General features: G+C 57.0%; 20 protein-coding genes and 2 pseudogenes. 9 read left to right on the forward strand and 13 right to left on the reverse strand.

Annotated elements, in window-relative coordinates:
* Nucleotides 1-83: 83 nt before the first annotated feature.
* The 3 genes and pseudogenes from D1841_RS19700 to D1841_RS02250 all read left to right on the forward strand — a co-directional run.
* Nucleotides 84-212 (forward strand): annotated as a pseudogene (locus D1841_RS19700) (MFS transporter); the annotation flags it as partial.
* Nucleotides 213-431: 219 nt separating this feature from the next.
* Nucleotides 432-1,586, forward strand: coding sequence for an aldo/keto reductase (locus D1841_RS02245; protein ID WP_160641777.1), 1,155 nt, complete (start codon nucleotides 432-434; stop codon nucleotides 1,584-1,586).
* Nucleotides 1,587-1,778: 192 nt separating this feature from the next.
* On the forward strand, nucleotides 1,779-3,014 hold the full coding sequence (locus tag D1841_RS02250) for a galactokinase family protein (protein ID WP_160641778.1): 1,236 nt from the start codon (nucleotides 1,779-1,781) through the stop codon (nucleotides 3,012-3,014).
* Between the two features lie 212 nt (nucleotides 3,015-3,226).
* Here D1841_RS02250 and D1841_RS02255 read toward each other — a convergent pair whose 3' ends face one another.
* The 8 genes from D1841_RS02255 to D1841_RS02290 all read right to left on the reverse strand — a co-directional run bounded on the left by D1841_RS02255 (nucleotide 3,227) and on the right by D1841_RS02290 (nucleotide 13,387).
* On the reverse strand, nucleotides 3,227-5,326 hold the full coding sequence (locus tag D1841_RS02255; RefSeq protein ID WP_160641779.1) for an LTA synthase family protein: 2,100 nt from the start codon (nucleotides 5,324-5,326) through the stop codon (nucleotides 3,227-3,229).
* An 80-nt stretch (nucleotides 5,327-5,406) separates the two neighbouring features.
* Complete coding sequence (wecB, locus tag D1841_RS02260; protein ID WP_160641780.1) at nucleotides 5,407-6,528, reverse strand: non-hydrolyzing UDP-N-acetylglucosamine 2-epimerase; 1,122 nt, start codon at nucleotides 6,526-6,528, stop codon at nucleotides 5,407-5,409.
* Between the two features lie 563 nt (nucleotides 6,529-7,091).
* Nucleotides 7,092-7,805, reverse strand: coding sequence for a WecB/TagA/CpsF family glycosyltransferase (locus D1841_RS02265; protein WP_160641781.1), 714 nt, complete (start codon nucleotides 7,803-7,805; stop codon nucleotides 7,092-7,094).
* A 27-nt stretch (nucleotides 7,806-7,832) separates the two neighbouring features.
* Nucleotides 7,833-9,206 (reverse strand): exopolysaccharide biosynthesis polyprenyl glycosylphosphotransferase, encoded by a 1,374-nt coding sequence (locus D1841_RS02270; protein ID WP_160641782.1) that lies wholly within the window; start codon nucleotides 9,204-9,206, stop codon nucleotides 7,833-7,835.
* A 174-nt stretch (nucleotides 9,207-9,380) separates the two neighbouring features.
* Entirely contained in the window at nucleotides 9,381-9,770 is a 390-nt protein-coding gene (gene tagD / locus D1841_RS02275) for a glycerol-3-phosphate cytidylyltransferase (RefSeq protein ID WP_160641783.1), read from the reverse strand.
* Between the two features lie 164 nt (nucleotides 9,771-9,934).
* Nucleotides 9,935-11,098: a CDP-glycerol glycerophosphotransferase family protein gene (locus D1841_RS02280; RefSeq protein WP_160641784.1), complete on the reverse strand. Its 1,164-nt coding sequence runs from the start codon at nucleotides 11,096-11,098 to the stop codon at nucleotides 9,935-9,937.
* A 21-nt stretch (nucleotides 11,099-11,119) separates the two neighbouring features.
* On the reverse strand, nucleotides 11,120-12,400 hold the full coding sequence (locus D1841_RS02285; RefSeq protein ID WP_160641785.1) for an oligosaccharide flippase family protein: 1,281 nt from the start codon (nucleotides 12,398-12,400) through the stop codon (nucleotides 11,120-11,122).
* 12 nt (nucleotides 12,401-12,412) lie between these two features.
* Nucleotides 12,413-13,387 (reverse strand): glycosyltransferase family 2 protein, encoded by a 975-nt coding sequence (locus D1841_RS02290; RefSeq protein WP_160641786.1) that lies wholly within the window; start codon nucleotides 13,385-13,387, stop codon nucleotides 12,413-12,415.
* 181 nt (nucleotides 13,388-13,568) lie between these two features.
* On the opposite strand from D1841_RS02290, the gene yfcE reads away from it, so the two are divergent.
* Nucleotides 13,569-14,114: a phosphodiesterase gene (gene yfcE / locus D1841_RS02295; RefSeq protein WP_160641787.1), complete on the forward strand. Its 546-nt coding sequence runs from the start codon at nucleotides 13,569-13,571 to the stop codon at nucleotides 14,112-14,114.
* On the opposite strand, the gene D1841_RS02300 is transcribed toward yfcE, so the two are convergent.
* Entirely contained in the window at nucleotides 14,111-14,287 is a 177-nt protein-coding gene (locus D1841_RS02300) for a hypothetical protein (protein ID WP_166554218.1), read from the reverse strand. The genes yfcE and D1841_RS02300 overlap by 4 nt on opposite strands.
* 79 nt (nucleotides 14,288-14,366) lie before the next feature.
* Here D1841_RS02300 and D1841_RS02305 point away from each other — a divergent pair, with 79 nt between their 5' ends.
* The 3 genes from D1841_RS02305 (at nucleotide 14,367) to D1841_RS02315 (ending at nucleotide 16,326) form a co-directional block, all read left to right on the forward strand.
* Complete coding sequence (locus D1841_RS02305; RefSeq protein WP_160641788.1) at nucleotides 14,367-15,182, forward strand: alpha/beta hydrolase; 816 nt, start codon at nucleotides 14,367-14,369, stop codon at nucleotides 15,180-15,182.
* Nucleotides 15,183-15,302: 120 nt separating this feature from the next.
* Complete coding sequence (locus tag D1841_RS02310) at nucleotides 15,303-15,707, forward strand: transcriptional repressor (RefSeq protein ID WP_160641789.1); 405 nt, start codon at nucleotides 15,303-15,305, stop codon at nucleotides 15,705-15,707.
* A 76-nt stretch (nucleotides 15,708-15,783) separates the two neighbouring features.
* The gene (locus tag D1841_RS02315; RefSeq protein ID WP_160641790.1) at nucleotides 15,784-16,326 is read left to right on the forward strand and encodes an NADH peroxidase; all 543 of its coding nucleotides are present in this window, start codon (nucleotides 15,784-15,786) and stop codon (nucleotides 16,324-16,326) included.
* Nucleotides 16,327-16,456: 130 nt separating this feature from the next.
* On the opposite strand, the pseudogene D1841_RS02320 reads toward D1841_RS02315, so the two are convergent.
* Both D1841_RS02320 and D1841_RS02325 read right to left on the reverse strand, forming a co-directional pair.
* Nucleotides 16,457-16,987, reverse strand: a pseudogene (locus tag D1841_RS02320) (dihydrofolate reductase family protein).
* Between the two features lie 150 nt (nucleotides 16,988-17,137).
* On the reverse strand, nucleotides 17,138-20,224 hold the full coding sequence (locus D1841_RS02325; protein WP_161879874.1) for a phospholipid carrier-dependent glycosyltransferase: 3,087 nt from the start codon (nucleotides 20,222-20,224) through the stop codon (nucleotides 17,138-17,140).
* 450 nt (nucleotides 20,225-20,674) lie between these two features.
* Here D1841_RS02325 and D1841_RS02330 point away from each other — a divergent pair, with 450 nt between their 5' ends.
* Together D1841_RS02330 and truB are read left to right on the forward strand one after the other, a co-directional pair.
* Nucleotides 20,675-23,689, forward strand: coding sequence for a glycoside hydrolase family 2 TIM barrel-domain containing protein (locus tag D1841_RS02330; RefSeq protein ID WP_160641811.1), 3,015 nt, complete (start codon nucleotides 20,675-20,677; stop codon nucleotides 23,687-23,689).
* Nucleotides 23,690-23,892: 203 nt separating this feature from the next.
* Complete coding sequence (gene truB / locus D1841_RS02335) at nucleotides 23,893-24,813, forward strand: tRNA pseudouridine(55) synthase TruB (protein WP_237076167.1); 921 nt, start codon at nucleotides 23,893-23,895, stop codon at nucleotides 24,811-24,813.
* A gap of 105 nt (nucleotides 24,814-24,918) precedes the next feature.
* Here the strand turns inward: truB and D1841_RS02340 are convergent, their stop codons facing one another.
* Both D1841_RS02340 and D1841_RS02345 read right to left on the reverse strand, forming a co-directional pair.
* Nucleotides 24,919-25,368 carry a hypothetical protein gene (locus D1841_RS02340; protein WP_160641795.1) on the reverse strand — a complete coding sequence of 150 codons (450 nt, stop codon included), beginning with the start codon at nucleotides 25,366-25,368 and terminating at the stop codon, nucleotides 24,919-24,921.
* Between the two features lie 198 nt (nucleotides 25,369-25,566).
* The gene (locus D1841_RS02345) at nucleotides 25,567-26,010 is read right to left on the reverse strand and encodes a hypothetical protein (RefSeq protein WP_160641796.1); all 444 of its coding nucleotides are present in this window, start codon (nucleotides 26,008-26,010) and stop codon (nucleotides 25,567-25,569) included.
* Nucleotides 26,011-26,024 lie beyond the last annotated feature (14 nt).

Genomic DNA, 26,024 nt, shown 5'->3' on the forward strand with positions numbered 1-26,024 from the left:
TTTTTTCCTCGATTCTGTCTGGATTTCCCGAAAAGACACTGCTATAATGGGAAAACAAACCCATTTTTAAAGGAGGCTGTTTTATGGCTTCGCTTCTGCTCAGCATTATTTATGTGGCTTTTATCAGCCTGGGCCTGCCCGATTCCCTTCTGGGGGCGGCCTGGCCCTCCATGTATGGGGGCGCCTGCCTGATGCCGCCCTTCTTCGGCGTGCTGGCAGATCATTTGTCCCCGGCGCTGTTCCCCTTCTACCTGCTTGTGCTGCTGGGGGTGATGGCGGCGGCCCATGAAGCGCTGGTGGAAGCCTGCGGGGGAAGGGCAGGGCGGTAAAGCCGCCCGCGAAAAATTCACAAAGAAATCCCGGATTCCCCCCTTGCGTTTTCATCCAGTTTCCACTATAGTAAAGGCAGGAACCGAATAGGAGGAAGCCATATGAAAAACAGGATTTTAGGCCGCACAGGCCTTTCTGTCAGTGAAATCGGGCTGGGCAGCGAGGCCTTTGTCAACCAGGACGACGCTTTTGCCCAGGAGCTGATAAACGCCGCCCTAAAGGCCGGCGTCAATTACTTTGACCTTTATAACCCCGAGCCATACATCCGCAGCTCTTTTGGCAGGGCCATGCAGGGCCGCCGGGACAAGTTCATCCTCCAGGCCCACCTGTGCTCTGCCTGGATTGACGGGCAGTATAAACGCACCCGGGACATGGGGGAGGTAAAAGCTGCCTTCGCGGATTTAATGGACCGGCTGGACACAGGCTACATTGACGTGGGCATGGTTCACTATGTGGACGAGCAGAAGGATTTTGATGAGGTGTTTTCCGGGGAAGTCATCCAGTTTGCCAAGGAGCAGAAGGCCCTGGGGAAAATCCGGCACCTGGGCATGAGCACCCACAATCCCCGGATAGCCATACCGGCGGCCAAAACCGGCTTTATAGACGTTATCATGTTCAGCGTCAACCCGGCTTACGACATCCTGCCCCCCAGCGAGGATGTAAACGTCCTTTTTGAAAAGTCCACCTATGAGGCCCCGGACGCGCTGTCCTCCACAGATCCGGATCGCCTGGAGCTTTACAGCCTGTGCGAAAGCCAGGGCGTGGCCCTTACCGTCATGAAGCCCTATGGCGGCGGCGCGCTGCTTAAGGCCGGGGAATCCCCCTTTGGCGCGGCCATGACGGTTATCCAGTGCCTGCACTACTGCCTGACCCGCCCCGGGGTGGCCACCGTGCTCTGCGGCGCGCAAAGCGTGGAGGAGCTTCTGCAGGCCGCGGCCTACAGCGAAGCGCCGGAGAAGGAAAAGGACTATGCCGGGCTGCTCAGCGGCTGTCCGGCCCACCCCTTTACAGACAAATGCATGTACTGCGGGCACTGCGCCCCCTGCACCGCAGGCATTGACATTGCCGCCGTAAACAAATTTGCCGATTTGTGCGCGGCCCAGGGCATGGTGCCAGAGACAGTGCGGGAGCATTATGCCGCCCTTTCTGCCAAAGCGGGGGACTGCATTGCCTGCGGCGCCTGCGAGGAAAGGTGCCCCTTTGGGGTGAAGATTATCGGGCACATGGAGAGGGCAAAAAAGCTGTTCGGCGCCTGAGGCAGGGAAAACAGGGGCGCATCTGTTTTTCCCTCCCCTTTTCAGATTGGTGCTGCTGAAAGCGGCTTCATCAAACCATCCGTTAAAATATCCAAAGCGGGCAGCCATTCACTGGTGGACGGCTGCCCAATAATCGTAATTTGTCTATGACCTTAGCGGGAATGCGAAATGTTAAAGAAAGGCGGCATATCTATGAAAGCAAGCGTGAAGCATTTATATGGGGCGGACTGGGAACAGGAAAAGGCCCGGTATGAGGAGATTCGGGCGGGGTTTGAAACCTTCTTCGGCGATTCCCAGGAGGCGCGCTTTTTCAGCGCCCCGGGCCGCACGGAGATCGGCGGCAACCACACTGACCACAACCATGGCAGGGTGCTGGCCGCTGCCATCAACCTGGACGTGGTGGGCATGGCAAAGCCTAACGGCCTGGAGGTTATCCGGCTGAAATCGGTGGAATATGACCGGGTGGACGAGGTGGACATTACTAGCCTTGCCCCCAACCAGTCGGACTATGGTTCCCGCTCCCTTATCCGGGGCATCTGCGCCCGGTGCAAGGAGCTGGGCTATGAAATTGGCGGCTTCGACTGCTTTACCAAGACCCGGGTGCTGAAAGGCTCTGGCCTTTCCAGTTCCGCGGCCTTTGAAATTTTGGTGGTGACGGTGGTGAGCTGCCTGTTTAATGGGGGAGAAATCGATCCGGTGACAGCCGCCATGATAGCCCAGTATGCGGAAAATGTGTATTTTGGCAAGCCCTGCGGGCTTTTAGACCAGATGGCAAGCTCTGTGGGCGGGGTGACGGCTATGGACTTTCACAATCCACAAAAGCCTGTTATCGAAAAGCGGGAGCTGGATTTGGCGGCTTACGACTATGCCCTTTGCGTGGTGGACACCGGCGGCAACCATGCAGACCTCACCGATGAATATGCCGCCATCCCGGCGGAGATGAAGAAGGCCGCGGCCTTTTTCGGCAGGGAATTTTTGCGGGATGTGGACGAAAAAGAATTTTATCAGAACATAAAGGCCCTGCGCGCCGCCGCCGGGGACAGGGCCGTGCTGCGGGCCATGCATTTCTTTGATGACGACCGCCTGGCGGCAGCGGAAGCCAAGGCCCTGGAGCAGGGGGACTTTGAGGGCTTCCTCCGGATGGTGCGGGATTCCGGGCGCTCTTCCCTCATGCGCCTGCAAAACGTGTTCGCAAGCTCCGCCCCGGCGGAGCAGGGCATCACCCTGGCGCTGGCTGTGGCAGAATCCCTGCTGCAGGGCAGGGGGGCCTGCCGTGTACACGGGGGCGGCTTTGCGGGCACCATGCAGGCCTATGTGCCCTTAGATCTGCTGGACGCCTACCGGGAGGGCATGGAGAAGGTGTTCGGGGAAGGCGCCTGCCATGTGCTCTCTGTCCGGGACGTGGGCGGCGTAGAAGTTGAACTGTAAAAGCATAAAAAGAGATCCCGCGCCAGCAGGCGCGGGATTCTTTTTATGGAAGCGCTGATTAAATTCGGTGCGCAAGGCTGCGTGCCAAGCCGCTGGGCGTGGTTTATAGTAAACGCACTTGAAAATCGGTACAACCCGGTTTTCAAGCCAGACGGCTTTACCGCCTGGTCCAAAAGAGGCAGAATGCCTCTTTTGAACTGCGTTTACTATATTCAGCGGCTCTCTACCTCAAAGAGCCTGTCCTGGCGGCCTTCATCCTCAAAGGCGTGGTTATACTGGAGCATGGCATACTCGTTCAGAAGGCTGTCGTAAGGGGTTCCCCCCTCGTTTTTGTAAACTTCCCCCTCCTTGTCTATCATCCCCACTGCCGTTATTACCGGCAGGGTTTGCCGAAGCTCTTCCAAAAATTTCGTATAGGCTGTGCCCTCTAAGCCCGCCGCCCGCAGCAAGAGACCGGAAAGGTAATTCAGGCTGATGCTCTCTATTTCTTCCCCTTCCAGGGGGTAATTTGCCCAGATGAAGAAAGGCACCTGGTATTTGCGCATCATGGTCTCGATGTTGACAGCATCATCGTCTGTCCCCAGCAGCTCCTGCACAAATCCTGGCTCCAGGTTGGGCCAGTGATCCCCAAAGAACACCACCACAACCGGATCTGGCTGCCTGGCAAAATAGTCCAGCAGAAATTCCAGCGCTGTGTCCGATTTTTTCGTCAGGCTCAGGTACTGCTCTGCCTGGGGGAACTTCCCGGGATAGTCTGTAAGCTGTACAGTGGTTTCATACTCCTCGTCCTCATAGCCGCCGTGGTTCTGGATGGTCACATTAAAGAGGAACAAAGGGCTGTCTCCTCGGTTTTCATATTCATATATCACTTGATCATAACAGGAACGGTCGCTGGTCAGGCCATGCTCATAGCGCCGGGGCACGTCAAAAACAGAGGCGTCTATAAACTCGTCAAAGCCTAGATAGGGATAGGCCTCGTCCCGCTGCCAGGCAGAACGCCTGCCCGGGTGTACCGCCAGGCAGCGGTAGCCATAGCTTTTCAGGATGCTGGGCAGGCCCGCCTGCTCGTGGTCGATATACTGCTGATAGGGCTTGCTGCTGACAGGCAGGAAAGCTGTGGTGTTGCCGGTGAGGAACTCATACTCGCTGTTGCAGGTGTTGCCCCCGTATACAGAGGAATAAGCTGTGCCCCATACAATCTGGCCCGAGGCTTCCAGGGAGTGGATAAAGGGCAGGTTGTCCGGGGTGAAGGACATGCCGCCCACCCGGGAGAAATCTGTCATGGACTCGTTCATAATGGCAATGATGGTAGGCAGTTTTTCCGGGCTGCCCAGTATTTGGGGGCTTTCCTTTTCTGAAAGCTCTTCTCCCAGGGCTTTCACGGCCTGGGTGGAATAGCCTTCCGGCTTTTCCACCATCACAAACTGGACGTTTGCGAAAAAGCCTGCCACAATGCCTGTCAGCTCTGAACTCACCTTCTGGTTCCAGGCCCACACAGAAATGCCCATGCTGGAAAGGATGTTGGCGGGGAACAGCAGGAAAAACAGGCCGATGGACATGCACACCGCCGTAAGGCGCTCTCCCATGCGGAACCGCCGGGTGGCTGTGCCCCGTCCCTGCGGCCCGGTTTTGGAGCTGAACACAGTGAAGCACAAAAAAGCCATAGCCGCCAGGGCCATCTGCTGGGTGGGGGTGTATTCATAGCCCCCGGAAACCGCCATAGCGGTGCCCACAGACTGGAGATCCCAGGGCAGAATGGGCTGGCCCCGGAACTGCACCACAAAATAATTGGCAATGCCAAAGGTGAGGAAGGCCGCGCCCCCGGCGAAAATGGTGATCCACACCCGGCGGCACAGGGCGTATAGGGCGGCAAAGACCATCAGATAGCATAAATAGTTTGCAAAGGCTTTGCGCAGGGGGAAGGTGAGGATACGGGTGCCGTTTATTAAATCCACTGCGTAGAAGGTGCCCAGGGGAGCCAGCGCCAGCAGTATCCAGCCAAAAGCCCTTCGGGCCAGGTGGGGGATGCGGAACTCCAGGAGGCAGAGGGCCGCTCCCAGCAGGGTGAGCAGAAGGTATACAGCGGCATACCAGCCATACATATGTACCTGCTCTGTCGGCTGCTCCCCCTCTGCCTGGAATTTTTCCAGCAGGAAAAAGGCCCCCGCTGCCGTCAGCAGCAGGCCGGCCATCAGCAGGTGCCACCGGCTGACGGCCAGCTCAATGCCCCACTGGCTTTTTTCGATAAACTCTCCCTGCCGCCCTTCCCGGGGCAGGGCTGTGCTCTTGTCATTCCTCAGTTTCAGTGCCATATCTTCCTTGTCCTTTTCGCGCGGTTGCCTGACCGCGCCCCGCAGCGCCTTTTGAAAAAGCCGCAATTGCTGCGAGGCCTTCAGTCCTGCCGCTCCTTCTTAAAATAATCTATAATGGCGTCCGCAATGCGGCGGCTTGCCTGCCCGTCCCCGTAGGGGTTGCTGGCATGGGCCATGCGGGCATACTCTTTTTCGTCTGTAAGCAGTTCCCGGATAAGGGCATAAATGGTTTCTTCCCCTGTGCCAGCCAGCTTCAAGGTGCCAGCCGCAATGCCCTCCGGGCGCTCGGTGGTGTCCCGCAGGACGATAACCGGCTTGCCCAGGGAGGGGGCTTCCTCCTGGATGCCGCCGCTGTCCGTCAGGATTAAGGCAGAGCGCGCCAGCAGGTTGTGAAATTCCACCACTTCCAGGGGCGCAATGAGCCGCACCCGGTTACAGCCCCCCAGCTCTTCCTCCGCCGCCTTCTGCACCAGGGGGTTCAAATGCACAGGATATACCATCTTCACATCCGGGAACTCCTCGATAATCCGCCGGATAGCCCGGAACATGCGGTGCATAGGTTCCCCCAGGTTTTCCCTGCGGTGGGCTGTAAGCACAATAAGCCGGGAGCCTGCGGCCCATTCCAGCAGCTCGTCGGTGTAGTCCTGCCGCACAGTGGTGGAGAGTGCGTCTATAGCGGTGTTGCCTGTCACCACAATGGTTTCCGGCCTCTTTCCCTCCCGCAGAAGGTTCTGGCGGCTTAATTCTGTAGGGGCAAAATGCAGGTCTGCCATGCACCCCACAAACTGCCGGTTCATCTCCTCCGGGAAGGGGGAATACTTGTCCCCTGTGCGCAGGCCCGCTTCCACATGGCCCACTGCAATCTGGGCGTAATAGGCTGCCAAGGCCCCGGCAAAGGTGGTGGTGGTATCCCCGTGCACCAAGACTATGTGGGGGTTTGCCTCCTGGAGCACGCTTTCCAGCCCTTTTAACACCCGGGCGGTGATGTCGGAGAGCGTCTGGCCCTGGCGCATAATGTCCAGGTCAAAGTCAGGGCGGATGGCAAAGGCCCGCAGCACCTGATCCAGCATCTGCCTGTGCTGGGCGGTAACGCACACAAGGCTTTCAATTCCCTCCCGTTTTTGCAGTTCTTTCACCAGGGGCGCCATTTTTATGGTTTCCGGCCGGGTGCCGAACACAGACAGTACACGGATTTTTTTCATAGCATTCAATCCTTCCTACAGTATACGCAAGCTTTCTCAATTTAATGTCTACAATTTTTTTACAAATCCCTTACAGGTGTGACACCTGGCCCAAGACGTGGGCAGCGTAAGCAGAAATCTTTCGCTGCGGAATGCGATTCCGCGCTTACGCTTATTATCGTGTGTCCGGGGCGCTCCCGCAAGCGTAACGCTGCGTCTGAGATGCGGGCAACGTGACGCTGCATCCAAGACGCACCAACGTGACGTTGGATCCGAGACGCGGGCAGCGTATGCGGGAATTTTTCGCCGCAAAATTTGCGGCTGCACACTCCTTCGCGTGCCCGAGACGCTCTCGGAACACATCTTCTCCGGGTATGGCGGGCCTAAATGACAACTTGGTTACAAAGATGACAAACCGTTTACAAAACCACAGGTTTAGTGTGAATAATTTTGTAATTTAACAATTTGTTCACATTTATATAGTGAATTATAATCACCAAAATGCAAGCTGTCCGGAGAAATCCTGCAAAACCGCCCGCCGCCCCAAGTGTAAAAAGGCCCGCCAAAAAGGGGGCCTTCTTGCATTACTTCCTAGCTGCCTTGCGCACTTCGCCCAGGAATTTCACGTTGGATCGCCAGAAGCGCTTTAAGCGGGAAGGCTCCCGCAAAATACGGTACAGCCATTCCGTATTGGTCTTGACAAAAAGGGCGGGCGCCCGGCGCTTCATGCCGCTGAGCACGTCGAAAGATCCCCCTACCCCCATAAGCACGCCCTTTGTAAAATCCTGCAGATGGCGGTGGATGAGAAACTCCTGGGCCGGCACGCCCAGGCCCACCAGCACCAGGTCCGGGGAGAGAATGGCAATTTCCTTCATGATGGAGTCCTTGTCCCCGTCATAGCCGTTATGGTAATGGAGGGTCATGGCAGGATAGTGGGCTTTCAGGTTTTTGGCCAGGGTGGACACCACTTCCTCCTTGGCGCCCAAAAGGTACACGCTTTTGCCGGAACGGCCCGCGCTGTGCAGCAGCTTGTCTGCCAAGTCCACCCCGGTTATCCGCTCGGTAACGGGCAGGCCCAGCATTCCCATGGCCTTCACCACGCTGATGCCGTCGGGCACAATCTCCGCGTCCGCAGACAGCAGCAGCTCCCGGGCCTTTTCGTCCCGGCCCGCTGCCATCAAGATTTCCGGGTTTGCCGTTACAACGAACATGCGCCTGCCGCTTTCCATGGCGGACTCCGCCTTTTGGCAGAACTCCTCTGCGGAGCCGGGGAATACCCGGCGGAAATATTCTTCCATGGGCCAAACCTCCCTTACACTGTAACGCTATTCCTTCTCTTCGTCAAAGTCGTACAGGTTTTCCCTGCCAAAGGCTTCCGTGCTTTCAGAGGCCTTGAGGAACACCGTGATAGTCTGGAAAATCAGCTTCAAATCCTGCCAGATGCTGTAGTTTTCAATATACATCAAGTCCATAACAAGCTTGTCCTTGGGGGAGGTGTTATACTTGCCGGAGATTTGGGCAAGGCCTGTAAGCCCTGCCTTCATCCGCAGGCGGTAGGAAAATTCCGGCAGGTCGCTGGTGTATTTCTCCACGTTCTCCAGCATTTCCGGCCGGGGGCCTACCACAGTCATGTCCCCCTTTAAGATGTTCAGCATCTGGGGCAGCTCGTCTATGCGGAATTTCCGCAGGATGTTGCCTACCTTTGTAATGCGGTCGTCGTTTTCCGTCACAGATTTGTGGATGGAGTTTTCCTCTTTCATGGTGCGGAACTTGTACACCTGGAACACCCGCCCGTATTTTGTCAGGCGCTTCTGCTTGTAAAACACCTTGCCCCCGTCCTCAGCCTTGATGGCAACGGCGCAGACCAGCATAATGGGGCTGGTAAGCACCAGGGCGAACAGGGAGATGGAAATGTCCATCAGGCGCTTTATAATGCGCTGCTCCATGGTTAAGTCCTTTGCCATGTGCATCACCAGGGACTTGTCGTCCAGGGTGACGTATTTGGCCCCCTGGCTTACCACGTCGATCATCTCGAAGTTGTAATAGATGTTCTTCTGGGTCTGATAGCAGAAGTCGATAAGGCTGGTGCGCTCCCGGGTGGGCACATCGTAAAGGAACACCGTGTCGTTGCGGGCTATCACGTCCAGCACCTTAGGGGAGTCGTACCGCACTGTTTCCGTAATGTTATACTGCTTCTTAAAGCGCTTTATCTTGGGGATAATGCTGCCCAGGCTCTCCCGGGAGGAGGATATCACGCAGCAGCGCTCTGGCGGCTCCAGGGAAAAATAAATGAAATTGCCAAAATAAGAGAAGAAAACAATGACAATTACCTGCAGCACCATCACCAAAAGCAGCAGATGGGGCGTCTCATAGACGAAATGATCGTTGTTAAACTGGCTGGTGTTCATAATGGACAACTGCAGGTGGGTGACCAGGTCTGTGATAATGGTGGCCAGGGCCATGGAGTGGACAATGGGCTTTGATTTCTGGGCGCCTACGGCATAGCCGCCGTACACGGACATCAGCGCAATGCCCAGCACAATAAACGTGACCATGGTGACGCCTGTGGTGCGGGAGAGGTTCCAGAGCCAGGGGTTATGGATGCCGAAAATCCCGAAGAAAATGCCGAACAGGGCGGCAAACAGGGCCAGCTTTAATATAAACACAATGGAACGCTTTAATTTTTTAATTGTATGCATGGCAAAAACTCCATCCGGCAGCGGGGAAAAATTGGCGGAAACCGCCGCGCTTTGCCCCCATTATAGCAGAACAGGGCGAAAAAAGCAAAACCTACCTTCCTATTCTTCCCGAAAGCTCTACCGCTTGTGCAGTTTCCATTTTTTTACACTATATGCGGATTCCTGCCAAAGCCGTTACCGGTTTAAATCCTTCTTTATCTGGGTGGTGGAGATTTCCGGGGTGCGGGACAGGTAAACCACCTGGCACTGCTCTTTCAGAAAGTCAAACTTCCCTTCCCAGTCGTCCCCCATAACAAAGGTGTCAATGTGGTATTCCTTTACGTCTGTCTTTTTCTGCTCCCAGTTTTCCTCCGGGATAACCAGATCCACATAGCGGATGGCCTCCAGGAGCTGCTTGCGTTTTTCATAGGAGAAATAGCATTTCTTCTGCTTTTCGTTCCAGTTAAACTCATCTGTGGACAGGGCCACTATCAGATAGTCCCCCAGTTCCTTGGCCCTGCGCAGCAGGTTGATGTGCCCGTAATGTAAAAGATCGAAGGTGCCATAAGTGATAATGCGTTTCATAAAAAAGTCGCCATGCGATACCAAAAATCCCGCAAAAAGGTGGAAGCCCTGCCCCTTTGCCCGGTACCGTTCCTTTCTGTTTATTTTTTATAGTTAACACAGTTCAAAAGAGGTATACCTCTTTTGAACCAAGCGGCATAACCGTCCAGCTTGAAAACCGGTATCTACCGATTTTCAAGTGTGTTTACTATACCCAGCTTTGCCCGCCTTGCTTCCAGGAAGTCTGCCGTATGGCCTGCTGCCCGGCCTGTTTCCGTTATGCCAAACTCCGCCTGGAAACGCTCCAGGGCCTGGGCCTGGAAGGCTTCGTCAAAGCCCAGCACAGCCTGCTCCAGGGCGTCATTGTCCTCTGCCCGGGGATAGGGGAGCCTGTCCAGGTCAAAATAGAAGTTCCGGTCGTCCTTATAGGCGGCAATGTCGTTTACATAGAGGAAACAGGGCTTTTGGGTGTTCATATAATCGAACATCACAGAGGAGTAATCTGTGAACAGGGCCTCGCAGGCCACGTACAGCTCCTGGATGTCCGGGTAATCCGAGGCGTTTCGCACCACCTGGGGATCCAGGCGCAGCTCCCCGGCCCGGGCCGCTATATTGGGGTGAAGCTTTGCCAAAAGCAGCCATTCCCCGCCAAAGCGCTGCCCCAGGGCCTTTGCGCACCGGGCATAGTCCATGTCGTAGGCGGAAAGGCCGTTATCCTTGCGGAAGGTGGGGGCATACAGGGCCAGCCGCTTCCCAGAAGGGATTCCCAAGGCCTCCCGCACCTTTTCCGCCACTTCCGGATGCTTTCCAAACAGCAGGTCGTTGCGGGGGAAGCCGTATTCTAAAATTTCCCCTGCAAACCAGAAGGCCCGGCGGTATATTTCCGTCAGGAAGCGGCTGTTTGACAGGAACACGTCCGCCATGGCGGAATCCTTTTTCGCCGCCCTGATATAATCTGCCGGCAGGGCGTCTATAGCGTCCTTTTCAATGCGCTTTAAGGGGAAGCCATGCCAGGTTTGGACATAGCAGGTGGCCCCACGCTTCTGGGTGTAAGCCCACTTGCGGCAGCAGTCCACCCACACCCCGGCTGTACACAGGTGGTAGATGGCTTCCGGGCTTTCACAGGCCACAGGGATGATGCCTGCGGGCAGGGCGTCCTTCTGGGACATGTCCTTTACCACCCAGTACACCTTCCAGCCCCGGCGCAGCAGCTCCAGGGCAATGGCCCCGGGGCTGTCGGAAAGGCCGCGCCCGTAAAAGCTTTGGCACACGGCTTTGTTCTGATCCTTTGGCAGCAGGGAGTATAGCTGCCAGAGGCTGTTGCGTTTTGCTTTTCCTAAAAGGCCCACGCCCATCTCTCCTTTTCCGCTTTATTTTTCCGGCTGCCTGGGGCTGGCCCGGAATTTCTTCCTGTTTCGCAGGATAACCGCCACCCGGAAGGCCAGGATGGAAAACTCCGTCACGCTGGAAAGCATGCACAAAGCCAGCAGGCCTATGCTGTGGGTAAGCCACGCGGCGGCAATGCCCAGCAGGAAAACCGCTGTGCCGAACACCACAGAGATGTTGGCATACTTTGTAAGCCCCATAGCCCCTAAGGTGGGATATCCCAGCACGTAATTGGGGAAACAGAACACCGCCACCGGCATCAGCATCCGCAGGGGCGGGGCCACGCCCCTGCCCTCCGGGCCAAGCCACAGCACCAGCAGAGGCTCCGCAAAAATGAACACTACGGCGCACCCGGCTAAAATGACCGGGTATACAAAGAGCAGGGCTTTTTTCACAATGCTAAAATTCCGGTTCTTCATCATGTGGGGGTAAAGGCTGTCCGCAATGGGGGACATGCCGGAGCGGGCCACAGTGATAACCTTGTCCGCGTTGGTGTAAAGGCCTGTTACCGCGTCCCCGGCAACAGCCTTTAAAAGCACGCCGTTTAAGCTGGAGTTGACAGAGCCTGCCACCTTGGAGAGGAAAAACTGGGAGGATTCCTTTACCTCCGCCCAGATTTCCCCGGGCCTTACCTTTGTAAAGCCCACCTTCACCCGGGTGAACAGGTGCCAGTATACAAAGGCCAGGGCGCCTCCGTTTCCAAGGGCTGTAAACAGGGGCACTTTATAGTAGTCCGCCGGCTCCCGGATGAACAGGAAAATCATGATGGTGGCAAATATCTTGATGGAAACCGCCCGCACCGTAACGGCGGACATCTGCTCCAGGCCCCGGTACATAAAGTCTGGCAGGAAGGATCCCATGCACACGGAGAGCAGGTAGAACACATATACCATCAGCTCGCCCTCCCCGGTGAGGCTGGGGGCGATAAAGGCCAGCAGCACCCCAAAGGACAAAACCATGAACAGGGACTTTGCCGCCACCACGCAGGTGAGCACCCGGGAAAGATAGGCCCTGTCCTCCCTGTGCTGGGAAATTTTCGCTGTGGCGGAGAGGATGAAGCCGAAGTCGATAAACATCTGGAAAAAATTCGTGGCATAGGCCGCCGCGCCCAAGGCCCCCACCTTCTCCATGCCCAGCACCCGGGTCTGGAACCCCTGGGTGAAAAAGCCCAGGGCCATGGTGGAGAACTGGAGGATATACAGCATAATGGTGTTTTCCAGCAGGCCGTGGCGGGCGCGGCCCCGCCATTTTTCTCGCAGGCTCATATGGCGCCCCCCCTATCCCTTGATTTGAAACAGCAGGCGGACAAGCCCGTACAGCCGTTTTTCCACCAGGGCCAGCAGCAGGCGCTGCTTTTTTGTCAGCCGCCGGAGATAAGCGCTTTGGCGAAAGCCTGGGAAAGCCTTTTCCGTATAAGCCCGGAACCGCCCTAAAAGGGGGCTTTTTGTATCAAGCCTTGCCACCCGCACAGAGGCGGTCAGGTATACGTGGAACAGGGTGAGGTAGCACAGCTCCTCCTGATACCGGGGGAAAAGCCCTTGCGCCCGGAAATATCCCAGCAAGTCCTCAAAGGCCTCCACAATTTCCACGTTGCGTTCCAGGTTGATGCTGGACATGATGGAGCCGGCCCGCTGCAGATAGTTATACCCCACATAGTCGATAAATACCACCTGGCGGCAGGCGGCCATCAGCTTGGGGGTGGTGCGCACGTCCTCATACCACACCCGGGGGGGATACAGCACGCCGGTTTTCTGGAACAGCTCCGCCCTGTACAGCTTGTTCCAGGCGCAGGGGGCGGCAAAGAGCATGTCCCGCTGATCTTCCGGCACAAGGGGCGTATCAAAGGGCAGGCTTTCCCGGAAGGTACCCAGCACCTGGCCCCCTTCGTTCACAGTCTGGAAGGCAAACACTGCCATGTCCGCGTCATGCTTTTGGGCGGCGTTATAGGCGCGCTCCAGGGCTTCCGGCTCCAGCCAGTCATCACTGTCAGGAAAGAGGAGCCACTGGCCCTTTGCCTCCCGGATGCCGGTGTTCCTGGCCCCGCCCAGGCCCTGGTTTTCCTGGCGGACAACCCGTATCCGTCCGTCCTCCCGGGCAAGGCGCTGGCAGATTTCCCCGCTCTTGTCTCTGGATCCGTCATCCACCGCCACTATTTCAAAATCCCGGAAGGTCTGGCCCAGCACAGAGCGCAGGCACTTCTCCACATAAGCTTCTACATTATATACTGGTACGATTACACTGATTGCAGGCATACTGCCTCCTTCAGGGGAAAGGCCCCGTCAAAAATTATCATGGGAATGGATAGGAGTATTATACACGTTTCCTTTCCATTTTGCAAATCCTGCCAGCCCGGGCCGATTTCATTTGACATTTCCCCTGGAGATCGCTACAATGGAGGAAGAAAAATATGCTCTGGAAAGGGGTGCGGGCAAAATGAAATGGATGATAGCTTCAGACATACACGGGGCGGCAGGGTTCTGCGGGCAGATGCTGGAGGCCTTCCGGATGGAAAAGGCAGACAGGCTGCTGCTTTTGGGGGATCTGCTCTACCATGGACCCCGGAACAGCCTGCCGGAGGGATATGACCCCCAAAAAGTGATCGCCCTGCTTAACGGGGCAAAGGAAAAGCTTTTCTGCGTGCGGGGCAACTGCGAGGCAGAGGTGGATCAGATGGTGCTGGAGTTCCCGGTGCTGGCGGACTTCTGCCTGCTGGAAGCGGCGGGGCATCTGGTGTTCGCCGCCCACGGCCATCACCACAACCTGGAAAACCCGCCCTCCCTGGGGAGCGGGGATGTGCTGCTTCACGGGCACACCCACGTGCCTGCCAAGACAGGGCGGGACGGCTGGTGGTATGTAAACCCGGGATCGGTTTCCCTGCCCAAGGAGGGCAGCGCCCGGGGATATATGACACTGGAAAAGGGCGTTTTCACCTGGAAAACGTTAGAAGGCCAGGCCTATGACAGCCTGGCGCTATCCTAATCTACAATTGTATAGGCGAAATTTTCCCAGTGCAGCCGGGTGCCGATGTCTGTGCCCTCTGGCAGCAGGGCCACGGCAATGGGCATAGGCTCCCCGGGGGCGGGCAGATCGGTGCGCAGCAGGGTGGCATAATCCCCCGCAATGATTTCCACAATGTATTCATAAGGCCCCATAACAAAATCCCTCCGCTTTGTTTTCTTTCAAGTATACCCCATGGAGGGGCCGGGCGCAAGCGCGGAAAGGAGCGTTTTTATGCAAATTCTTACTTTTAAGCCCTTCCCGGAAACGGACGGGGAGGTGACAGCCTATCTGCACACGCCCATTATGGAGATGGGAAAGCGCCGGGAAATTTTCCCCGCTGTGGTGGTGTGCCCTGGGGGCGGATACCGCTTCTGCTCCCAGCGGGAGGACGAGCCTGTGGCCATGGCTTTTTTCGGCCGCGGCTATCAGGTTTTCGTGCTCCATTATTCCACAGGCCCGGAAAAGGCCCGGAACTTCCTGCCTTTGGCGGAAGCCTCCAAGACCGTTTCCCTGCTGCGGGCTAACAGCGCCCAGTGGCGGGTGGATCCCGGACACATTGCGGTGTGCGGCTTTTCCGCCGGCGGGCATCTGGCAGGCTCTTTGGGCACCATGTGGAAGGATCCGGAGCTTTTGCGGCGCTATGATTTCCAGGACGGCAGCAACCGCCCGGACGCCATGATTTTGTGCTATCCGGTGGTGCTGGCAGGCCGCTTTGCCCATGTGGAATCTACGGAGAACGTCAGCGGGCATAAGCAGGGGGAGCCGGGGTATGACTATTTCTCCTTAGACAGGCATGTTGGCCCCCACGCCTGCCCGGCCTTTTTGTGGCACACAGCGGAGGACGACGTGGTGCCGGTGGAAAACACCATTGCCATGATGGCGGCTTTAAGCCGGGAAAAAATCCCTTTTGAGGCCCACGTGTTCCCCAGCGGCCCCCATGGCATGTCTGTGTGCACCCAGGAGGTGGGCAGCCTGGACAGGCATAACGCCCGGTGGGTGGATTTATGCCTTGCCTGGCTGGACAGGGAGTTTGGCTATTGCCTGTAGTGGCTGCGAAAAAACAAAAAATAAGAATGGTTCCTACTTTACAAATGGAAAATTCTGTGTTATACTGTCTGTAGAATATAAGAAGATCAGGCGTGTTTACTGGCAAGAAGGCAGGTGTTTATGGAACGCAAAGAGCATTTCAGCCGCAAGCGGGCGGCTATTTTGGAAGCGCTGCAGGGCACGAAGTGCCACCCTACGGCAGACTGGGTGTATCAGCGGCTGAAGCCCCAATATCCCGATTTGAGCCTGGGCACAGTGTACCGCAACCTGAACCGCTTTTGCGAGACAGGGCAGGCTATCAGCCTGGGGGTTATTGACGGTTACGAGCGTTTTGACGGGGACACCAGCCCCCATGCCCACCTGGTATGCCGCCAGTGCGGAAGCGTGGTGGATATTTTCGAGGTGCCCTTTGAAAAAGAGCTGTTTGAGGTGGTTTCCCAGCGGGCCGGCTGCCAGGTGGAAAGCGCCAGCATCACCTTGCGGGGATTATGCCCTGGGTGTGTAAAAAAGGGGAAAACAGCCTAAACTATATTGTATCAGGCAAAAGGCGGCAACGCTTTTTATAAAAATTTATCATTGTGAAAAACAGGAGGAAACTGACATGAAGAAGTTTGTTTGCCAGATCTGCGGCTATGTACACGAGGGGGATTCCGCCCCGGAGAAGTGCCCTGTCTGCGGCGCCGCCGCTGAGAAGTTCACCGAGCAGGCTGGCGAGATGACCTGGGCTGCCGAGCATGTGGTGGGCGTAGCCAAGGGCGTAGATGAAGAAGTCCTGCAGGGCCTGCGGGAAAACTTCCAGGGCGAGTGCACAGAGGTTGGCATGTATCTGGCCATGGCCCGTGTAGCCCATCGCGAAGGCTATCCCGAAATCGGCCTGTATTGGGAAAAGGCCGCCTATGAAGAGGCAGAGCATGCCGCCAAGTTTGCCGAGCTGCTGGGCGAGGTGGTCACCGACTCTACCAAGAAGAACCTCCAGATGCGCGTAGACGCTGAGAACGGCGCTACCGCTGGCAAGATGGCCATCGCCAAGAAGGCCAAGGAGCTGGGCCTGGACGCTATCCACGACACCGTTCACGAGATGGCCCGGGACGAGGCCCGCCACGGCAAGGCATTCAAGGGCCTGCTGGAGCGGTACTTCGGCTAAGAAAAAATGCTGTAAAGCCAAAGGCTTTTGAAAAAACAGTGGGATGTCAGAGTAATCTGGCATCCCACTGTTTTTGTGCAGAACCGCACTTGCATACGGGCATTAATCTTTCTTTTTTGTAAATATAAATTTATCTCCGTGTATAGATTAAATCCGTCATGCCATTATATGACTGCGCATGAATTAATCTTAGAGGAATCTCCTGTTTTGTATTTCCCAAAAGCCGAATGCCGGCGCCTAAAAGCGTGGGAATTACGGTAATATAATAACGGTCAATTACATCCTCATTTACTAACTGTTGGATAAGATTGGCTCCGCCACATATCCATATATCTTTTCCGTTTTTTCTTTTAGGCTTTTCGCCAAATCAACAGGATCCCTGTTTACAAACTGTATTTTTGCAGAAGAAGCCTGCTTATTATGCGTAATAACATAAGTTGTAAAATTTTTATACACCCACGCTTCAGGCGAAAGCTCTGTAACAATTTGATGATTAAGTATTCCACCCCATTAAAATTGTATCAATAGTCTTTGCAAATTCAGAGTAGGCATCCATATCCTCATCGTTGCTGCTCTGCCCTTTGAGCCAATCAACGCCGCCCTTGCTGTCAGCAATGTATCCATCAAGGCTCATGGCAATAAACAAAGTAATTTTCCTCATGCTTTTTGTCTCCTAAAACCTAAATTTGTTAAAGAAATTATATACAGCTATATAAACATGCAATAAAAAGACAGCAAAACAGTTTTGCCATCTGCTGATAACAGCATCACCGCTGAACGAAGCGGAAATGCGCCTTGCCTTTTAACCGCCCTAGGCAAAATGCCAGTCTGGCAGAAGCTCTAAGGCGTCGGCAAAGGCCCGCGTGGTGGGAGCGCCGGAGATGATGGGATAATATAAAAGGAACAGGCCCAGGCAGCCGGCGCAGAACACAAACAGGAAAGCTGGGACAAGAGGCAGTTCCGCCGCGGGAGCGCCCTCCCGGCCTGCGCCCAGGCGGATGCTGCGGGAGAAAAGGGGCGTTTCCTCCCAGCGTCCCACTGCTGCCAGCAGGGCCAGCACCAGGAAGGGCACAGCAGTGAAATAATGGTAGATGAAGGTGAGCCGGGGCACCAGCACCCAGGGCAGGTATACGGAAAGGTAGCCTGCTAGCAGCAGGGCGCAGTTTGCCCGCCTGTCCCGCAAAAGCAGGACTGCCGCTCCCGGCAAGGCCAGCAGCCCCGCCCACCAGAGCAGGGGGCTGCCCATGGCGGAAATGGTGCTGTAGGCCCCTTCCCCGCCGCCGGCAAAATACCAGATGGGCCGCAGGTCAACAGGCCATTCGTACCAGGGGGAGGCGAAATAGTGCTCTGCCTGCAATTGGGCATGATAGTGAAACATGTTCGTCTGGTAGTTCCAGAAACTCCCCCAGATATTGCCTGCGTTGTGGGGCAGGGTGGTCATGGGCAGGAAGGCGCAGAAATACAGGACAAAGGGGATGAGGACAAAGAACAGGCAGCACCAGCCGCACAGCTTCCCAGCCTTTATAAGGGCGGGGCGCATGTCCCGGCCTGCCTGCTTTTCCTCCCTTAGCTGTATCCACAGCTTCCAAAAGTACAGCACCGCAAGGCCCACAGCGCCGTAAGCGCATGTCCACTTGGAGGCAATGCCCAGTCCCGTGAAAAGCCCGGAAAGGGCCAGGGGGGGAAGCAGCCGCCTCCAGCCGTCCCGGAGGATGTCCTGGCGGAGGAAAGCCCACATGCAGCTATACATCAGCAGCAGGAAAAATACGGCATAGGTGTCGATGGTGGCAATGCGGGTTTGGGTGAAGTGCATGAAGTCAAAGGCAAAGAGGAAGGTTCCCATGGCGCACAGCCAGGTTTTGCCCAAAAGCTGCTTTGCCAGATAGTAGAACACTGGCAGCATCAAAACCCCGAACAGCGTCCCCATAAAGCGCCAGCCAAAGGGGTTCATGCCAAAAAGGGAGATGCCCAGGGCAATGATGTATTTGCCTAAAGGCGGATGGGTGTTTTCATATGGCTCCAGGCCCTGAAGGTGTTCATAGGCTGTGCGGGCATGGTAGATTTCATCGAAATAGGCAGAGTTTTCATAGGTGGTGGAAAGGGGCACAGCCCCCTGCTCGTCCACAAGCTTTTCAGCCCCGGGGCCTTGGGCTGTGAGAGGCAAAAGGCCGCTTCCGTCAGAAAGGCCGATTTCATTGATGGCGGTAAAGCTGTCCGGGGCTGTAAGGCGCACATACCGGGCCTTTTCCGGCAAAGAGAACTGCTGCCAGGCAAACACATAGCATTCCGGCAAAGTGCCGCAGTCTGTCCAGGCCTGCCCGTCCCCGCTCACCTCCACCTGCACCTGGGTTCCCACCCGGGCGGCATAGCCCTGGACGTCCGGGGCTATGCCCGCGCAGTAGTGGAGGGCGTCGGCCTCCCCCTGGGCTTCCAGCACAGCCTGCTCCCCTTCAAGAGGCGTCCAGGGGCTTATGGCAGCCGTATGCCCTCCCAGGTTCCAGAAGGCTGTCCCCGCATAGCACAGGGTGACAAGGGCCATGCACAGCCAGTCGGCCCGGCACATTTTTGCGCCCTTGGGGAAAACCCAAGGCTTGCCGGCGGCGCGTTCCCTTTGGGGCGGGCAGATTTTCCCCCGGATATAGACAGAATATGCCACATAGAAAAAGTATCCCAGGGTGCCTGCCTGCAAAAAGGACTGCACCTGCACTGTCCAGTGGTTGGGATCGTAATTGTTTCCCAGATAGTGGAAAATCCACAGCACATGGGCCACGTTCAGGTAATTGATGCCGCAGGCAAGGCCATAGGCCCACAGCAGGCGCTTGTCCCCTACGGCGATAAAGGCCAGCAGCAAAAACAGGAACATGGGGAACAGATACCGCTCGTGCATTTTCACGCCGAACAGGTACATTACGGCCATGAGCACAGAAGGGCAGATGAAAAGGCAGTCCTTCCGCCGGGAAAGGAATATAACAGCCCCGCAGCAGGCGGTGGCCAGGACAGGGGCGGCAAGGGTCAAAAGGGTTTTATGCAGGCCGGGGCCGGGAAGATACTGCCAGTGTTTGCCAATAAGCGCCCAGAAGTTGTAGGCGTTTAAGGAGTAGTAGTCATAATACTCCAGGGTGGCCCGGTATTTTTCAATGAGCCAGAGGAAGTTGAAGCCCTTGGTAAAAGGCAGGGAGCACAAAAGGATGGCAAAGAGGGCGCAGGCAATCCCCAGCCCTAATCCCGCCCAGCGCCTGCGCTTGAGGGCAAAGAACAGGTACAGGGGGGCGAAAATCAGCATCTGGGGCTTGCAGATAACGGCAAGGCCGTAGATAAGGCCGGAGAGGGGATATTTCTCCTTATAAAGCAGCAGCACAGAGCCTAGCAGCAGGGCGGTGCAGAAGGAATCCACCTGGCCCCACTGGGCAGAGTTTACCAGCACAGCAGGGCAGAACAGATAGGCCCCGCTTACAAAAAGGGCGGCCCTGTCCCCTATCCGGGGGCGGCCCAGCCGCAGCAAGGCCCAGCCGCAGAGGAGATCCGCGAAAATGGCCGGGGTTTTCATCAGAAGGGTGTAGCCCCCGCTTGCCTCCGGCAGGCCCAGAAGCAGCCTTATCCTGTCCAGCAGCCCCAGCACATACAGGTAGCCCGGGGGATAGTCCAGGTAAATATCCTGCTGGTACAGCCGCTTAAAGCCCACCTCGTTTAAAATGCGGCCCCAGCTTTTAAAGGTGTCGATATCTGTCTGGTAGCCCTGGGTGTAATATCCCAGCAGCAGGCGCAGCAAAAAGGCGGAAAAAAGCAGAAGCCCGCCCCAGAGGGCGAACCTGTCCAGCGCGGCTTCCTTTTGGCGCCTGCCGCCCTGGTATACCAGCAGGGCGGCAAAGGTGATGGATACAATGATTTCAATTCCCATAGGCGGCGTTGCGTTCCTTTCGTTTTGCAGGGAAGCGCCTGGCTGAAAACAGCCGGGAAACCCGCTGTGTAAAAAGGCCGGGCGCTCTTGTTCTTTTTAGAGTCTGTTTTAAAACCGGAGAAATGCCAGTATTTTTGTTCAGGGCGGGCGGTTTCAAGGCGAAAACCGCAAGAGATACTTTCGTATTTCGAGGATTTTTAACACAGAAACCGCTTGTCACTGGACAAAAAGACGGTTTTTCGGAGTTTTAAGACAGACTCTAGGGCTTGACGGCATGGAATTTTCAGTGTAAGCTTATTTGTACCAGTATATCCCTTTCAGGCGGGAAAGTCAAATTTCCAGACGGCCTCCCGCCCTTTCAGGAAGGGCACATCCCATACATAACAGAAAGGAACGATACGGCTGTGCGCAGCCTGTATCACATGGTGATTTTTTATGAGCCAGCCCTGGATGCAATTTCACGAAAACCCACAGCTTCTCCATGTGGGCGCCATGCCAAACCGCAGCTATTACCTGCCCTGCGCCTCTGAAAAGGAGGCCCTGGGGGAGCAGTCCGGCAGGATGTTCTCCTTAAACGGGGAATGGGCCTTCCAGTATTACGAAAGCTTTTCAGAGGCTGTCTCTCCCCAGGGGGAGCTGGGCTTTGACGAGGCGGACATGGACGCCATCCCGGTGCCCTCCTGCTGGCAGAACCAGGGATGGGGCCGGCATATGTACACTAACATCCGCTATCCCTTCCCGGTGGATCCCCCTACAGTGCCGGAGGAAAACCCCTGCGGGCTGTATGTGCGCCATGTGGAAATCTCCGGGGAGAGCCTTTCCGCCCGGTGGTTTTTAAACTTTGAGGGGGTAGACTCCTGCTTCTACCTGTGGGTGAACGGGGAGTTCGCGGGCTACAGCCAGGTTTCCCACTGCACCTCGGAATTTGAGGTGACAGGGCTTTTGCAGCCCGGGGACAATGAAATTGCGGTGCTGGTCCTGCAGTGGTGCGACGGCAGCTATCTGGAGGATCAGGACAAGCTGCGCATGAGCGGCATTTTCCGGGACGTGTACCTGTTGGCAAGGCCCCAAAGCTTTTTGTGGGACTACTTTGTAAAAGAAAGCTTCTCAGAGGATTTTAAAGAGGCCGCCCTTTCCGTAGAGCTGGAAACCATGGGGGACGCGGAGGTGTTCGCCTCCCTTTACAGCCCCCAGGGGAGCCTTTTGGCCACAGCCGGGCCGGAGCGGGAGAAGTTCACCTTTTTGGTGGAAAACCCGGCGCTGTGGAACGCGGAAAGCCCTGTCCAGTATACCCTGGTGCTGAACACCCGGGAAGAGTATATTGCCCAGCAGGTGGGCCTGCGGAAAATTGAGGTGCAGGACGGAGTGGTGCTCTTAAACGGCGTGCCCATTAAGTTCCGAGGGGTGAACCGCCACGACAGCGACCCGGTGACAGGCTACACCATCAGCCGGGAGCAGGCCCTCCGGGATCTGGCCCTGATGAAACAGCATAACATCAACGCCATCCGCACCAGCCACTATCCCAACGCACCCTGGTTTTTGCAGCTCTGCTCCCGCTTTGGGTTCTATGTAATTGCCGAGGCAGACATTGAGAGCCATGGCTCTGCGGAGAAATACGGCGGGCTGGGCTTTGTGGACGGGGACGAGGCCTATGCGGACTTGGCTGATGATCCCCAGTTCTCCCTGGCGATTTTAGACCGAGTGCAGCGGTGTGTCATCCGGGACAAGAACAACGCGGCGGCTGTCATCTGGTCTTTGGGCAACGAAAGCGGCTGGGGGGAGAACTTTGAGGACGCGGGGAAATGGGTGAAGGCATACGACCCCTCCCGCCTGCTCCACTATGAAAACTTCCTCACCTACCATAAGGCCCGCACCCCGGATTTCTCCATGCTGGATCTGTACAGCCGGATGTATGCCTCCGTGCAGGAGGTGGACGCCTATTTCGGCGGCGGCGGACTGGACGAAAACCTCCAGGGCAGGCGTATGCCCTTTGTCCAGTGCGAGTATATCCACGCCATGGGCAACGGCCCTGGGGACGGGGAGGACTACCAGCAGCAGATTATGCGGTATCCCGGCTTCTGCGGGGGCTTTGTGTGGGAGTGGTGCGACCACGCCGTGTATGGGGGCCAGACCCCGGACAACAAGCCCATTTACCGCTATGGCGGGGACTTCGGGGAGTTCCCCCACGACGGGAACTTCTGCATGGACGGCCTGGTATATCCCTACCGGGCGCCCCACACAGGGCTGCTGGAATATAAAAACGTAATCCGCCCCCTGCGGGCCAGGCAGGCGGAGAAGGGCGGGAACGCCTTTGTTTTCCACAACTTCCTGGACTTTACCGACGCGGGGGAGGCGGTTTCCCTCCGGTATGAGCTTGCCCAGGACGGGGAAGTGCTGCAGACCGGGGCGCTTAGCCTGCCCTCCATCCCGCCCCACGAGGAGGCGGAGGTGGAAATCCCGGGGCTGGATATCCCGGAGGGGGGCATTGTGGCCCTTACCTTCTTCTACCTGGCAAAGGACGGCGGGGACTTCTATGAGGCGGGCCACGAGCTGGGCTTTGACCAGCTTATCCTCAGCGAGGAGCCTTTCTTCCTGGACGCTCCCGCCCAGGGGGAAGTGCGCATAGAGGAGGGGCCTTGCTCCCTCGTTATCGCCGGGGACAGCTTCCGGTATGAATTTGACAAGCGGACAGGGCTTTTCTCCTCCATGGCCTGCAAGAACAGGAACCTGCTTACCCGGCCTATGGGCTGGAACGTATACCGGGCGCCTACGGACAACGATCAGTATATAGACAAGCAGTGGACGGCTGTTGGCTATGACAGGCCCACTGTAAAGGTATACAGCGTGGAGGCCAGCCGGGGCGAAAGCGGCGGGGCAGTGCTCACCTGCCGGCTGGGGATTGCCGCGGTTTCCATCGCCAAGTTCCTGGACATTACCGCCCAGTGGCACATTGACGCCCAGGGCCGCATTGACTGCGAGCTGCACTGCCAGCGGGACGCCCGGTTCCCTTACCTGCCCCGGTTCGGCCTGCGCCTGTTTTTGCCAAAGGACTTTGGCTTTGCGGAATATTTCGGCTATGGGCCTACGGAAAGCTATGTGGACAAGCGCCAGGCCACGCGGCTGGGTGTGTATGCCCAGACTGTGGACAGCATGTTTGAGCCGTACCTCATGCCCCAGGAGAACTCCTCCCACATGGGCTGCCGCACCTGCACCGTTTCAGACGGGGCCTTTTCCCTCACCTGCGCGGCAGAGCGGCCTTTCTCCATGAACATCTCCCGCTATACCCAGGAGCAGCTAAAAAAAGCCCGGCACAACCATGAGCTTGCTCCCTGCGGGGATACGGTGCTGTGCCTGGATTATGCCATGAGCGGCGTGGGCAGCAATAGCTGTGGGCCGGAGCTTTTGGAAAAATACCGGCTGGACGCCCAGAACTTCACCTTTGCCTTCACCCTGCTGGCGGAATAGGGGAACCCATGGGCAAACCTTAAATTAGTTTTAGGTTCCACCCCTTTTTCAAAAGGGGTGGCGGGGTTCTTAGGGGCAAAGCCCTAAGCCCTGAAACCTTTAATTTTGGAGAGGAGAGACAGTATGAAAAATACGATGGAAAGGAAAGATACTGGGCACAAAGCGCTGTTATTTCATGGCTTTTTGTGCATGCCCTGTATCCCATGGCAGTTTCTTTGAACGGCGTAATCGTGCTGGACAAGCCCCAGGGCTTCACGTCCTTTGACGCGGTGGCTGTGGTGCGGGGGCTTTCCAGGGAGAAAAAAATCGGCCACACAGGCACGCTGGATCCCATGGCAACCGGGGTGCTGCCCCTGCTGCTGGGCCGGGCCGCCAAGGCCTGCGGCCTGCTGGCGGACACGGGGAAGGAATACCGGGCCTCCTTCCGGCTGGGAGAGCGGCGGGACACCGGGGACTGTACCGGGCAGGTGGTGGAGACAGACGAAACCCCTGTAAGCCGGGAAAGGCTGGAGGAGGCCCTGAAGGGCTTCCGGGGGGATATCCTCCAGGTGCCGCCCATGTATTCCGCTGTGTCTGTCGGCGGCAGGCGCCTGTATGAGCTGGCCCGCAAAGGGCTGGAGGTGGAGCGCAGGGCAAGGCCTGTCACCATTTTTTCCCTGGAGCTGGGCGCTTACGATGGGGAAGCCCGGGAAGGGGAACTGGCGGTTTCCTGCTCTAAAGGCACCTATATCCGGGTGCTCATTGAGGACATTGCCCGGGCGGCAGGCACGGCGGGCACCATGACGGCCCTGCGCCGCACCAGGGCCTGCGGGTTCTCCCTGGAGGACGCTTTGCCCCTGGAGCGCCTGAAAGAGCTGGCGGGCCAGGGGGAATTGCCTTCTGTGCTGCGGCCTGCAGACTCCCTGTTTGCCGCCTGCCCGGCGGTTTTAGTGAGCGCTGCCCAAAGCGCCCGCTTTTTGAACGGGGGCTGGCTGGACACAGCCCGTCTGCGCTTGGCCCCGCCTCCGCCGGAGGAAAGATCCCTCTGCCGGATTTACGGGCCGGAAAGGCGCTTTTTAGGCCTGGGCCGCTGGCAGGGGCAACTGGGACGGCTGGACTTTGTAAAGCTGCTGGGGGAACTGTGAGAAACAGGAAAAGCTTTCGTTTGGCTTTATAGAAACGAATGAATGGAAGAAAAGAGCGCCTTTCCCAGGTAAAAGAAAGGCGCTCTTTTTTGGCAGGCCGTCTCTTTACAGATCGGGCATTTCGTCCAAAGCTTCCAGTTGCGCCTGCTTTCCGGCAGGCCCGGCTTCCCGGAAAGCCTCTTGCAGGCGCACTAGGCGCAGCAGGGATATGAGGATGCTCACAGCCCCCAGCTTCACGTCCATCATGTCCGGCGCTTCCCCGCTTTGGGCTTCCCGGGCCGCCAGCCCTTCCGCCTGCCGCTGGAATCCGAACAGGGCGCACAGCGTGATAAGGGACGCCGCCATCCGCACGTCTTCCGGCCCTGGGCCGCAGGCTTCCTCCCCGCCTGCAAGAAGCTTTGCCCGCTCCATGTCCAGGGAGCGGTATTGCAGGGCCACCCCCATTAGGATGGCGCCCAGAAGCCCCTGGGATTCCTCCAGCAGGCGCAACGCCTCCTGCTTTTCCCGGGATGCCATATCCGGCACAGAAGCCCATAGCCCGCCTGTTCCCCGCATGTCCTCTCCCCCTTCCTCCAGGATTCTGATAGGCCAGGCGGGGGCGCTTTTGCCTGTTTTCCCGCCTGCTGGGGGAAGGGACAGGCAGACACTGTCTCCCGGCCTGGGTATGCCTGGATTTTCCCATACAGGACATTCTATGCAGCAGGGGCGGATTTTGACAAAAAAGGGCGATTCAGGCGGCGCGGCGCAAAGAGTTTACCGCCTGCGGCCCTGGGGCGCCATGCCCATGCCAGGCTCACCGCTGACAGGGGGCAGGAGGTTGTAGTTATACCGGGGGCGGTCCCCGGGCATATAAAAATAGACGAAACGGACAGAGAAAATATCGCAGACAATGAAGTTGTTGGCGTGCTCGTCATAGAGGGTGATGAAGCTGCGGCCTACAAAATAGAGCATACCCTGCTTGCGGATAAGCTCGTTGGAGCCGATGAGGAACTCGATAACCACGTAGTTTCCAATATTGTCCGCCAGAATGGCCTGCATGGAGCCTTGCATCTCCTCAGAGTCAAAGGTGGGCTGCACGGGGTGGCGGAAATTGTCCATTTCCCCCGCGCCTTCCGGCGTGCAGGTGTAGTCTGCCCGCCTGCGAAGCCGCTGCATGGCGGGAGAGTTTGTGCCCCGGTCTTTTGTGCTGTTATCCATAAGCTGTACCTCCT

Origin of the sequence: Neglectibacter sp. X4 (assembly GCF_009917365.1) — a bacterium.
Classification (GTDB): Bacteria; Bacillota; Clostridia; order Oscillospirales; family Acutalibacteraceae; genus Acutalibacter.

What these genes read in the sequence shown, in the direction of transcription:
- D1841_RS02245 (WP_160641777.1), top strand. Translation starts at nt 432, where the DNA reads ATGAAAAACAGGATTTTAGGCCGCACAGGCCTTTCTGTCAGTGAAATC.
- D1841_RS02250 (WP_160641778.1), top strand. Translation starts at nt 1,779, where the DNA reads ATGAAAGCAAGCGTGAAGCATTTATATGGGGCGGACTGGGAACAGGAA.
- D1841_RS02255 (WP_160641779.1), bottom strand. Translation starts at nt 5,326, where the DNA reads ATGGCACTGAAACTGAGGAATGACAAGAGCACAGCCCTGCCCCGGGAA.
- wecB (WP_160641780.1), bottom strand. Translation starts at nt 6,528, where the DNA reads ATGAAAAAAATCCGTGTACTGTCTGTGTTCGGCACCCGGCCGGAAACC.
- D1841_RS02265 (WP_160641781.1), bottom strand. Translation starts at nt 7,805, where the DNA reads ATGGAAGAATATTTCCGCCGGGTATTCCCCGGCTCCGCAGAGGAGTTC.
- D1841_RS02270 (WP_160641782.1), bottom strand. Translation starts at nt 9,206, where the DNA reads ATGCATACAATTAAAAAATTAAAGCGTTCCATTGTGTTTATATTAAAG.
- tagD (WP_160641783.1), bottom strand. Translation starts at nt 9,770, where the DNA reads ATGAAACGCATTATCACTTATGGCACCTTCGATCTTTTACATTACGGG.
- D1841_RS02285 (WP_160641785.1), bottom strand. Translation starts at nt 12,400, where the DNA reads ATGAGCCTGCGAGAAAAATGGCGGGGCCGCGCCCGCCACGGCCTGCTG.
- D1841_RS02290 (WP_160641786.1), bottom strand. Translation starts at nt 13,387, where the DNA reads ATGCCTGCAATCAGTGTAATCGTACCAGTATATAATGTAGAAGCTTAT.
- yfcE (WP_160641787.1), top strand. Translation starts at nt 13,569, where the DNA reads ATGAAATGGATGATAGCTTCAGACATACACGGGGCGGCAGGGTTCTGC.
- D1841_RS02300 (WP_166554218.1), bottom strand. Translation starts at nt 14,287, where the DNA reads ATGGGGCCTTATGAATACATTGTGGAAATCATTGCGGGGGATTATGCC.
- D1841_RS02305 (WP_160641788.1), top strand. Translation starts at nt 14,367, where the DNA reads ATGCAAATTCTTACTTTTAAGCCCTTCCCGGAAACGGACGGGGAGGTG.
- D1841_RS02310 (WP_160641789.1), top strand. Translation starts at nt 15,303, where the DNA reads ATGGAACGCAAAGAGCATTTCAGCCGCAAGCGGGCGGCTATTTTGGAA.
- D1841_RS02315 (WP_160641790.1), top strand. Translation starts at nt 15,784, where the DNA reads ATGAAGAAGTTTGTTTGCCAGATCTGCGGCTATGTACACGAGGGGGAT.
- D1841_RS02325 (WP_161879874.1), bottom strand. Translation starts at nt 20,224, where the DNA reads ATGGGAATTGAAATCATTGTATCCATCACCTTTGCCGCCCTGCTGGTA.
- D1841_RS02330 (WP_160641811.1), top strand. Translation starts at nt 20,675, where the DNA reads ATGCAATTTCACGAAAACCCACAGCTTCTCCATGTGGGCGCCATGCCA.
- truB (WP_237076167.1), top strand. Translation starts at nt 23,893, where the DNA reads ATGGCAGTTTCTTTGAACGGCGTAATCGTGCTGGACAAGCCCCAGGGC.
- D1841_RS02340 (WP_160641795.1), bottom strand. Translation starts at nt 25,368, where the DNA reads ATGCGGGGAACAGGCGGGCTATGGGCTTCTGTGCCGGATATGGCATCC.
- D1841_RS02345 (WP_160641796.1), bottom strand. Translation starts at nt 26,010, where the DNA reads ATGGATAACAGCACAAAAGACCGGGGCACAAACTCTCCCGCCATGCAG.